The organism is Streptomyces sp. NRRL F-5727 (assembly GCF_000719555.1).
Lineage (GTDB): Bacteria > Actinomycetota > Actinomycetes > Streptomycetales > Streptomycetaceae > Streptomyces.
Window position 1 is genome coordinate 20,271 of the sequence record NZ_JOGX01000076.1, and the last position, 9,953, is coordinate 30,223.

A 9,953-nucleotide genomic window follows, 5' to 3' on the forward strand; every position below is an offset into this window, starting at 1 on the left:
AACGCCACAACCCGCGCGAGAAGCAGCCGGCACGCCGCCGGTCCTCGGTAGTGGCCCCCGGACCTCATCCCGGGTGCTTCGATCGAAGACCGGCCCGCCACATCACGTGCTTCTCCGCCCCCGTCCCGCGCCACACGGGCGCGCGGACCAAAGACGAACGTAGGAGAAACCCATAGTGGAGAACGAGACCCACTACGCCGAGGCCGTCATCGACAACGGCACCTTCGGCACCCGCACCATCCGCTTCGAGACGGGTCGTCTCGCCCGCCAGGCCGCCGGCTCCGCCGTCGCCTACCTCGACGACGACACGATGGTGCTTTCGGCGACCTCCGCCTCCAAGCGTCCCAAGGACCAGCTCGACTTCTTCCCCCTCACGGTGGACGTCGAGGAGCGGATGTACGCGGCCGGCAAGATCCCCGGCTCCTTCTTCCGCCGCGAGGGCCGCCCCTCCGAGGACGCCATCCTCACCTGCCGCCTGATCGACCGCCCGCTGCGCCCGTCCTTCAAGAAGGGCCTGCGCAACGAGATCCAGGTCGTGGCCACGGTCATGGCGCTCAACCCCGACCACCTGTACGACGTCGTCGCGATCAACGCCGCGTCCGCGTCCACCCAGCTGGCCGGCCTGCCCTTCTCCGGCCCGATCGGCGGCGTCCGCGTCGCGCTGATCAAGGGCCAGTGGGTCGCCTTCCCGACCCACACCGAGCTCGAGGACGCCGTCTTCGACATGGTCGTCGCCGGCCGTGTCCTGGAGGACGGCGACGTCGCGATCATGATGGTCGAGGCCGAGGCCACCGAGAAGACCATCGCCCTCGTCAAGGACGGCGCCGAGGCGCCGACCGAGGAGATCGTCGCCGCCGGCCTCGAGGCCGCGAAGCCGTTCATCAAGGTCCTCTGCAAGGCCCAGTCGGACCTCGCCGCCAAGGCCGCCAAGCCCGAGGCCGAGTTCCCGATCTTCCTGGACTACCAGGACGACGTGTACGCCGCGCTCGACGACGCCGTCCGCTCCGAGCTCGCCCAGGCGCTCACCATCGCCGGCAAGCAGGAGCGCGAGGCCGAGCTGGACCGCGTGAAGGAGATCGCCGCCGAGAAGCTCCTCCCGGCCTTCGAGGGCCGCGAGAAGGAGATCTCCGCCGCGTACCGCTCCCTGACCAAGGCCCTGGTCCGCGAGCGCGTCATCAAGGACAAGGTCCGCATCGACGGCCGTGGCGTCACGGACATCCGTACGCTCGCCGCCGAGGTCGAGGCCATCCCGCGCGTGCACGGCTCCGCCCTGTTCGAGCGTGGCGAGACCCAGATCCTGGGCGTCACCACCCTCAACATGCTCCGCATGGAGCAGCAGCTGGACACCCTCTCCCCGGTGACCCGCAAGCGGTACATGCACAACTACAACTTCCCGCCGTACTCCGTCGGCGAGACCGGCCGCGTCGGCTCCCCGAAGCGCCGCGAGATCGGCCACGGCGCGCTCGCCGAGCGCGCGATCGTGCCGGTCCTCCCGACCCGCGAGGAGTTCCCCTACGCGATCCGCCAGGTGTCCGAGGCCCTCGGCTCCAACGGTTCGACGTCGATGGGCTCGGTCTGCGCCTCCACCATGTCGCTGCTGAACGCCGGTGTGCCGCTCAAGGCCCCGGTCGCCGGCATCGCCATGGGCCTGATCTCCCAGGAGATCAACGGCGAGACGCACTACGTCGCCCTCACCGACATCCTCGGTGCGGAGGACGCCTTCGGCGACATGGACTTCAAGGTCGCCGGCACGAAGGAGTTCGTCACCGCCCTCCAGCTCGACACCAAGCTGGACGGCATCCCGGCCTCCGTCCTGGCCGCGGCCCTCAAGCAGGCCCGTGACGCCCGCCTCCACATCCTCGACGTGATGATGGAAGCGATCGACACCCCGGACGAGATGTCCCCGAACGCCCCGCGGATCATCACCGTCAAGATCCCGGTGGACAAGATCGGTGAGGTCATCGGCCCCAAGGGCAAGATGATCAACCAGATCCAGGAGGACACCGGCGCCGAGATCACGATCGAGGACGACGGCACCATCTACATCGGTGCCGCCGACGGCCCGGCCGCCGAGGCCGCCCGCGCCACGATCAACGGCATCGCCAACCCGACCATGCCGGAGGTCGGCGAGCGCTACCTGGGCACGGTCGTCAAGACCACCACCTTCGGTGCCTTCGTCTCCCTGCTCCCGGGCAAGGACGGCCTGCTGCACATCTCGCAGATCCGCAAGCTCGCCGGCGGCAAGCGCGTGGAGAACGTCGAGGACGTGCTCGCGATCGGCTCCAAGGTCCAGGTCGAGATCGCCGAGATCGACCAGCGCGGCAAGCTCTCCCTCATCCCCGTGATCGAGGGCGAGGACGAGCAGAAGGACGACGCCTCCTCGTGACGTCCCGTAGTTCCGCGACGACGGCCCGCCCCTCCTCCGAGGGGCGGGCCGTCGCCCGTACCCAAACGCTTCTCCCGGGCAAGGACGGCATCGGCACCGTCCGCCGCACGACCCTCCCCGGCGGCCTCCGGATCGTCACCGAGACCCTTCCCTCGGTGCGCTCCGCGACCTTCGGCATCTGGGCCCACGTCGGCTCCCGCGACGAGACGCCGGCGCTCAACGGCGCCACCCACTACCTCGAGCACCTCCTCTTCAAGGGCACGGCCCAGCGCTCCGCCCTCGACATCTCGTCCGCGATCGACGCGGTCGGCGGCGAGATGAACGCCTTCACGGCGAAGGAGTACACCTGCTACTACGCCCGGGTCCTCGACACCGACCTGCCGCTGGCGATCGACGTCGTCTGCGACATGCTCACGGGCTCGCTCATCCTCGACTCCGACGTGGACGCCGAGCGCGGCGTGATCCTCGAGGAGATCGCGATGACCGAGGACGACCCCGGTGACGTGGTGCACGACCTGTTCGCGCAGACGATGTTCGGCGACACCCCGCTGGGCCGGCCGGTCCTCGGCACCGTCGACACGATCAACGCGCTCTCCCGCGGCCAGATCGCCCGCTTCTACAAGAAGCACTACGACCCGACCCACCTGGTCGTCGCCGCCGCGGGCAACGTGGACCACGCCACGGTGGTACGCCAGGTCCGCCGCGCCTTCGAGCGCGCCGGCGCCCTGACCCGTACCGACGCGGCTCCGATCGCCCCGCGCGACGGCCGGAAGACCATCCGGACGGCGGGCAGGGTCGAGCTGCTGGGCCGGAAGACCGAGCAGGCGCACGTCGTCCTCGGCATGCCGGGCCTGGCCCGCACGGACGAGCGCCGCTGGGCGCTCGGCGTGCTGAACACCGCCCTCGGCGGCGGCATGTCCTCCCGCCTCTTCCAGGAGGTCCGGGAGAAGCGCGGCCTGGCCTACAGCGTGTACTCGTACACCTCGGGCTTCGCCGACTGCGGCCTCTTCGGCGTGTACGCGGGCTGCCGCCCCAGCCAGATCCACGACGTGCTGCGGATCTGCCGGGACGAGCTCGACAAGGTCGCCTCGGAGGGCCTCACCGACGAGGAGATCACCCGTGCCGTCGGCCAGCTCTCCGGCTCCACCGTCCTCGGCCTGGAGGACACCGGCGCGATCATGAACCGGATCGGCAAGAGCGAGCTGTGCTGGGGCACCCAGATGTCGGTGGACGACATGCTCGGCCGGATAGCGGCCGTCACCCCGGACGAGGTCCGGGAGGTCGCCCGTGACGTGCTGACCCGGCGGCCCTCGCTGTCGGTGATAGGACCGCTGAAGGACAAGCAGGCGGACCGCCTCCACCAGGCCGTCTCCTGACCTCCCTCCCTAAGGAAGAAGTGCGATGAGCAAGCTGCGCGTGGCGGTCCTCGGCGCCCGGGGCCGTATCGGCTCCGCGGCGGTCGAGGCCGTCGAGGCCGCCGAGGACATGGAACTGGTCGCGGCCCTGGGCCGCGGCGACAAGCTGGAGACCCTCGCCGAGGCGGGCGCCCAGGTCGTCGTCGAGCTGACCACCCCCGACTCGGTCATGGCCAACCTCGAGTACTGCGTGGGCCACGGCATCCACGCCGTGGTCGGCACCACCGGCTGGACCGAGGACCGCCTCGCGCGGCTGAACGGCTGGCTCGCCGCCTCCCCGGAGACCGGCGTCCTCATCGCGCCGAACTTCTCCATCGGCGCGGTCCTCACCATGAAGTTCGCGCAGATCGCCGCACCGTACTTCGAGTCGGTCGAGGTCATCGAGCTGCACCACCCCCACAAGGTGGACGCCCCCTCGGGCACCGCCACCCGCACCGCCCAGCTGATCGCCCGGGCCCGTGCCGAGGCCGGTCTCGGCGCCCAGCCGGACGCCACCGCGACCGCCCTCGACGGCGCCCGCGGCGCGGACGTGGACGGTGTGCCGGTGCACGCGGTACGGCTCCGGGGCCTGCTGGCCCACCAGGAGGTGCTGCTCGGCGGCGAGGGCGAGACCCTCACCGTCCGCCACGACTCGCTGCACCACTCCAGCTTCATGCCGGGCGTGCTGCTCGGTGCCCGCCGCGTGGTGAGCACCCCGGGCCTCACGTTCGGCCTGGAGCACTTCCTGGACCTGGGCTGACGGTCATGGGCGGAAAGATCACGTACGTCTTCCTCGCCACCGTCCTCGTGCTGGTCTTCGGGGTGGTGGCGATGGAGGGCGTCCTGCTCCTGCTGACCGGCGAGCCGGCGGCCATGGGCATGGGCGCGGTGGCGTTCCTGCTGCCCGCCGTGGGCGGCTGGTTCCTCTGGAAGAACACGAGCTTCGCGCGCCGGGCCAACCGGCTGGCGGCGGAGCTGGAGGCCGAGGGCGGGCTCCCCGTCGACGACCTGCGGCGCACCCAGGGCGGCCGGATCGACCGCGACTCCGCGGACGAGGTCTTCGCCCGGCGCAAGGCCGAGGCGGAGGAGTCGCCGGAGGACTGGCGCTGCTGGTTCCGGCTGGCGGTCGCCTATCACGACGCCCGCGACACCCCGCGGGCCCGCAAGGCGATGCAGCGGGCCATCGCCCTCCACGAGGGCCGGACGGTCAGCGCCTGACGCCGTACTCGGCGTGCCACGCCTCGACGGTGTCGGCGGCCCGGTCGAAGGCTTCGATCCGGGAGAGGAAGTCCGCGTTGTGGTCGGTGAGCAGCACCAGCTGCTCGCCGGCCGTCCGGTCGAGGAGCAGGGCCTGGCCCTGGACGGTGCGCGGGAAGTTCAGCCAGCGCACCGGCTGCTGGGCGGTGCGGACCGCGGCCACCTTCGCCCAGGGGGTGGTGTGGGTGGCGAAGAAGCCGACCCGGCGCACGCCGGCGCGGCTGACCCAGGTGCCCATGCGCAGCAGGCGCAGCGCGGCCAGGATGATCAGCACGGCGATGCCGAAGGTGACGAGCGAGCCGCCGACGGCGCCCGCGGCGGCGATGATCACCGCGGCGAGCAGCACGAACGAGGCGAGCAGCAGCGACAGCGCCGCCGCGCCGACCCGGTAGGAGCCCGGACGGTACGGACGGCGCCACTGGTCGTGGTCGTCGAACGGGAGCGCGACGGCGTCGGTGGTGTCAAAGGCACGGTCGGCCGTCAGGAAGGGCAGGGGCACGGCGGTTCCTCACTCACAAGCACGCTCGAAGGGGCGGTGCCCGGTGAGGCTACCTCAGCGGTTGTCGGAGGCTTCGGACTGCTGCCGGTGCGCGGGCGCGTCCGTGCTGTCGAGGGACGGCATGCCGAGGACGAGCGAGCCGACGAGCCCGGCGGCGACCGTCAGACCGAGCAGCGTGCGTCCGACGACCTGCCCGGGACGCAGCCGCTCACGCGGTGGTGGAGTGACGTTACTGCGGAACTCGTCGGCCTCCGCGACGAACGCGAACGGTACGGCCTCTGTCCGCCTGAACATGGGTGTCACTCTCCTCGGTGGTCTGTCGTGCGCCTCACAGGTACAGACGATCGAACCGAGGGTTTGGTGCCGTTTTTCACCGAAGCAGCCCAATCTCATCCTTCAGACGGACTCGCGCTAACCTGGGCCCGCCCCACAGACGACTGGAAGGTACTCCTGGTGACCGACACCCCCACCGAGCCGGCGAAGATCGACCTCAGGAGCGACATCACCGTCGAACTGGTCAAGAGCGCCGCGGCCGACTCCGACGTCCTCTGGGCGGCCCGGGTCTCCACGGCGGGGGAGCAGTCCCTCGATGAGCTCCAGAAGGACCCGGAGCGCTCGAAGGGCCTGATCAACTACCTGATGCGGGACCGCCACGGCAGCCCCTTCGAGCACAACTCGATGACCTTCTTCATCAGCGCCCCGATCTTCGTCTTCCGCGAGTTCATGCGGCACCGCGTGGGCTGGTCGTACAACGAGGAGTCGGGCCGCTACAGGGAGCTGCAGCCGGTCTTCTACGTCCCCGACGCCTCCCGCAAGCTGGTCCAGGAGGGCCGCCCGGGCAAGTACGTCTTCGTCGAGGGCACCCAGGAGCAGCACGAGCTGGTCGGCCGCGCGATGGAGGACTCGTACCGCCGGGCGTACGAGACGTACCAGGAGATGCTCGCCGCCGGCGTCGCCCGCGAGGTGGCCCGCTCGGTCCTCCCGGTCGGCCTCTTCTCCTCGATGTACGCCACCTGCAACGCGCGCTCGCTGATGCACTTCCTCGGCCTGCGCACCCAGCACGAGCTGGCCGCGGTGCCGTCCTTCCCGCAGCGGGAGATCGAGATGGTCGGCGAGAAGATGGAGGAGCACTGGGCCCGGCTGATGCCGCTGACCCACGCGGCCTTCAACAAGAACGGGCGCGTCGCGCCGTAGCGCACAGATGTTCGTCCACTCTCGCGAAGTGTCCGTATTGCGACGTTTCGTGAAGTTCATCTAGGCTGATCAAACGGACCCGGCACTGCCTGAACCCCCGAGCAGGCAGTGCCGGGCTCCTCTTCTCACGTCCCCCGAGGGGACACCCGGCGCTGAGCAGCGAGTAGCGTGTTACCCATGGCTCCGATCTCCACTCCGCAGACCCCCTTCGGGCGGGTCCTCACCGCCATGGTCACGCCCTTCACGGCGGACGGCGCACTCGACCTCGACGGCGCCCGGCGACTCGCGACCCACCTGGTGGACGCAGGCAACGACGGCCTCGTCGTCAACGGCACCACCGGCGAGTCCCCCACCACCAGCGACGCGGAGAAATCGGAGCTCGTACGCGCCGTCCTGGAGGCGGTCGGCGACCGCGCCCACGTCGTCGCCGGCATCGGCACCAACGACACCCACCACTCGATCGAGCTGGCCCGCGCCGCCGAGCGTGACGGCGCCCACGGCCTCCTCGCCGTCACGCCGTACTACAACAAGCCCCCGCAGGAGGGCCTGTACCGGCACTTCACGGCGATCGCCGACGCCACCGGCCTCCCGGTGATGCTCTACGACATCCCCGGCCGCTCCGGCGTCCCGATCGACACCGAGACCATCGTCCGGCTCGCCGAGCACCCCCGGATCGTCGCCAACAAGGACGCCAAGGGCGACCTCGGCCGCGCCAGCTGGGCCATCGCCCGCTCCGGCCTCGCCTGGTACTCCGGCGACGACATGCTCAACCTGCCGCTCCTGTCGGTCGGCGCCGTCGGCTTCGTCTCCGTCGTGGGCCACGTCGTCACCCCGGACCTGCGCGCCCTCCTCGACGCCCACCTCGCGGGCGACCACGAGAAGGCCACCGAGATCCACCAGAAGCTGCTCCCGGTCTACACCGGCATGTTCCGCACCCAGGGCGTCATGACCACCAAGGCCGCGCTCGCCCTCCAGGGCCTGCCGGCCGGCCCGCTGCGCCTGCCGCTCGTCGAGCTCTCCGAGCAGGAGACCGACCAGCTCAAGGTCGACCTCGCCGCCGGCGGGGTAGACCTCTGACATCCGACTTCACAACTGAACAGTGACAACTCAAGACCGCGACAACTGAACACCGACAACAGCAAGTGCACGATTGTCATGCGCGCCACGTGCCGACCGGTACGTGGCGCGTGTGGTGAGGAGAGACTTTTGAGCCATCCGCATCCCGAACTCGGCGCCCCGCCGAAGCTCCCCCAGGGCGGCCTGCGCGTCACCCCGCTCGGCGGCCTGGGCGAGATCGGCCGCAACATGACCGTCTTCGAGTACGACGGCAAGCTGCTGATCGTCGACTGCGGCGTCCTCTTCCCCGAGGAGGAGCAGCCGGGCGTCGACCTGATCCTGCCCGACTTCACCACCATCCAGGACCGCATCGACGATGTCGTCGGCATCGTCCTGACCCACGGCCACGAGGACCACATCGGTGGCGTGCCGTACCTGCTGCGCCTGCGGCAGGACATCCCCCTCATCGGCTCCAAGCTGACCCTCGCCCTGATCGAGGCGAAGCTCCAGGAGCACCGCATCCGCCCGTACACGCTGGAGGTGGCCGAGGGCCACCGAGAGCGGCTGGGCGCCTTCGACTGCGAGTTCATCGCGGTCAACCACTCCATCCCGGACGCCCTGGCGGTCGCGATCCGCACCCCCGCGGGCATGGTCGTGCACACCGGCGACTTCAAGATGGACCAGCTGCCGCTGGACAACCGCCTCACCGACCTGCACGCCTTCGCGCGCCTGAGCGAGGAGGGCATCGACCTCCTGCTCACGGACTCGACGAACGCCGAGGTCCCGGGCTTCACGGCGCACGAGCGGGACATCTCCAACGTCCTGCGGAACGTCTTCGCCAACGCCCAGAAGCGGATCATCGTGGCGAGCTTCGCCAGCCACGTCCACCGCATCCAGCAGATCCTCGACGCCGCCCACGAGTACGGCCGCAGGGTCGCCTTCGTCGGCCGCTCGATGGTCCGCAACATGGGCATCGCCCGCGACCTCGGCTACCTCCGGGTCCCGGCCGGCCTCGTCGTCGACGTGAAGACGCTGGACGACCTGCCGGACGACGAGGTCGTGCTGGTCTGCACGGGTTCCCAGGGCGAGCCGATGGCGGCCCTGTCCCGGATGGCCAACCGCGACCACCAGATCCGGATCGTCCCCGGCGACACGGTCATCCTGGCCTCGTCCCTCATCCCGGGCAACGAGAACGCGGTCTACCGCGTGATCAACGGCCTGACCCGCTGGGGCGCCAACGTGGTCCACAAGGGCAACGCCAAGGTCCACGTCTCGGGCCACGCCTCGGCCGGCGAGCTGCTGTACTTCTACAACATCTGCAAGCCGAAGAACCTCATGCCGGTCCACGGCGAATGGCGCCACCTGCGCGCCAACGCCGAGCTCGGCGCGATGACGGGCATCCCGAAGGACCACATCGTCATCGCCGAGGACGGCGTCGTCGTCGACCTGGTCGACGGCCGCGCCCGCATCACCGGCAAGGTCCAGGCGGGGTACGTGTACGTGGACGGCCTCTCGGTCGGCGACGTCACCGAGACCTCCCTGAAGGACCGCCGGATCCTCGGCGAGGAGGGCATCATCTCGGTCTTCCTGGTGGTCGACTCCTCCACCGGCAAGATCACCGGCGGCCCGCACGTCCACGCGCGCGGCTCCGGCATCGAGGACTCCGCCTTCGACGCGGTGCTCCCGAAGATCGAGCAGGCGCTGAACAAGTCCGCCCAGGACGGCGTCGTCGAACCCCACCAGCTCCAGCAGCTGATCCGCCGCACCGTCGGCAAGTGGGTCTCCGACACCTACCGCCGCCGGCCGATGATCCTTCCGGTCGTCGTCGAGGTCTGAGCCCGAAGGGCCTGACCAGCGCGGTTACGGAGCGGGGCGCCTCGATTTGCATCGGGGCGCCCCGCTCCAGTACGTTTACGGCTCCGCCAGAACGGGAAGCCCCGGCGCCGCAGTGCGCCCGGACGGCCGACCGGGAGGTGGAAAATCCGACCGAGATCATCTGATAAAGTCGGAACGCGCCGGAAGGCCCCGAGGAATTGAAACTCAGGACCGGAAAGCACCGAGGAAATCAGATCGGAAAGATCTGATAGAGTCGGAAACGAAGGAAGCGCCCGGAGGGCCTGGAAACAGGAACGAAGGAAGCGTCCGCACCTTGAGAACTCAACAGCGT

At 69.9% G+C, this 9,953-nt stretch carries 9 protein-coding genes; 7 read left to right on the forward strand and 2 right to left on the reverse strand.

Annotated elements, in window-relative coordinates; all coding sequences use genetic code 11:
- The first annotated feature begins 175 nt into the window (after positions 1-175).
- The 4 genes from IF73_RS0132785 to IF73_RS0132800 are packed head-to-tail and all read left to right on the forward strand — an operon-like array spanning position 176 to position 4,998.
- Positions 176-2,386, forward strand: a complete 2,211-nt coding sequence (locus tag IF73_RS0132785; RefSeq protein ID WP_031014176.1) for a polyribonucleotide nucleotidyltransferase — start codon at positions 176-178, stop codon at positions 2,384-2,386.
- Positions 2,383-3,762, forward strand: a complete 1,380-nt coding sequence (locus IF73_RS0132790) for a M16 family metallopeptidase (protein WP_031014177.1) — start codon at positions 2,383-2,385, stop codon at positions 3,760-3,762. The genes IF73_RS0132785 and IF73_RS0132790 overlap by 4 nt, the downstream gene beginning before the upstream one ends.
- A 25-nt stretch (positions 3,763-3,787) precedes the next feature.
- Positions 3,788-4,540 (forward strand): 4-hydroxy-tetrahydrodipicolinate reductase, encoded by a 753-nt coding sequence (dapB, locus tag IF73_RS0132795; RefSeq protein ID WP_031014178.1) that lies wholly within the window; start codon positions 3,788-3,790, stop codon positions 4,538-4,540.
- Between the two features lie 5 nt (positions 4,541-4,545).
- Positions 4,546-4,998: a hypothetical protein gene (locus IF73_RS0132800; protein ID WP_031014179.1), complete on the forward strand. Its 453-nt coding sequence runs from the start codon at positions 4,546-4,548 to the stop codon at positions 4,996-4,998.
- Here the strand turns inward: IF73_RS0132800 and IF73_RS0132805 are convergent.
- Together IF73_RS0132805 and IF73_RS0132810 are read right to left on the reverse strand one after the other, a co-directional pair.
- The gene (locus tag IF73_RS0132805; protein ID WP_031014180.1) at positions 4,988-5,536 is read right to left on the reverse strand and encodes a PH domain-containing protein; all 549 of its coding nucleotides are present in this window, start codon (positions 5,534-5,536) and stop codon (positions 4,988-4,990) included. The two genes, IF73_RS0132800 and IF73_RS0132805, sit on opposite strands and share 11 nt — an antisense overlap.
- A 54-nt stretch (positions 5,537-5,590) precedes the next feature.
- Positions 5,591-5,830 carry a hypothetical protein gene (locus IF73_RS0132810; RefSeq protein ID WP_031014181.1) on the reverse strand — a complete coding sequence of 80 codons (240 nt, stop codon included), beginning with the start codon at positions 5,828-5,830 and terminating at the stop codon, positions 5,591-5,593.
- A gap of 159 nt (positions 5,831-5,989) precedes the next feature.
- On the opposite strand from IF73_RS0132810, the gene thyX reads away from it, so the two are divergent.
- The 3 genes from thyX to IF73_RS0132825 all read left to right on the forward strand — a co-directional run bounded on the left by thyX (position 5,990) and on the right by IF73_RS0132825 (position 9,622).
- The gene (thyX, locus tag IF73_RS0132815; protein ID WP_031014182.1) at positions 5,990-6,730 is read left to right on the forward strand and encodes an FAD-dependent thymidylate synthase; all 741 of its coding nucleotides are present in this window, start codon (positions 5,990-5,992) and stop codon (positions 6,728-6,730) included.
- 177 nt (positions 6,731-6,907) lie between these two features.
- Complete coding sequence (gene dapA, locus IF73_RS0132820; RefSeq protein ID WP_031014183.1) at positions 6,908-7,807, forward strand: 4-hydroxy-tetrahydrodipicolinate synthase; 900 nt, start codon at positions 6,908-6,910, stop codon at positions 7,805-7,807.
- A 129-nt stretch (positions 7,808-7,936) separates the two neighbouring features.
- Positions 7,937-9,622, forward strand: coding sequence for a ribonuclease J (locus IF73_RS0132825; RefSeq protein ID WP_030496538.1), 1,686 nt, complete (start codon positions 7,937-7,939; stop codon positions 9,620-9,622).
- The last annotated feature ends 331 nt before the right edge of the window (positions 9,623-9,953 follow it).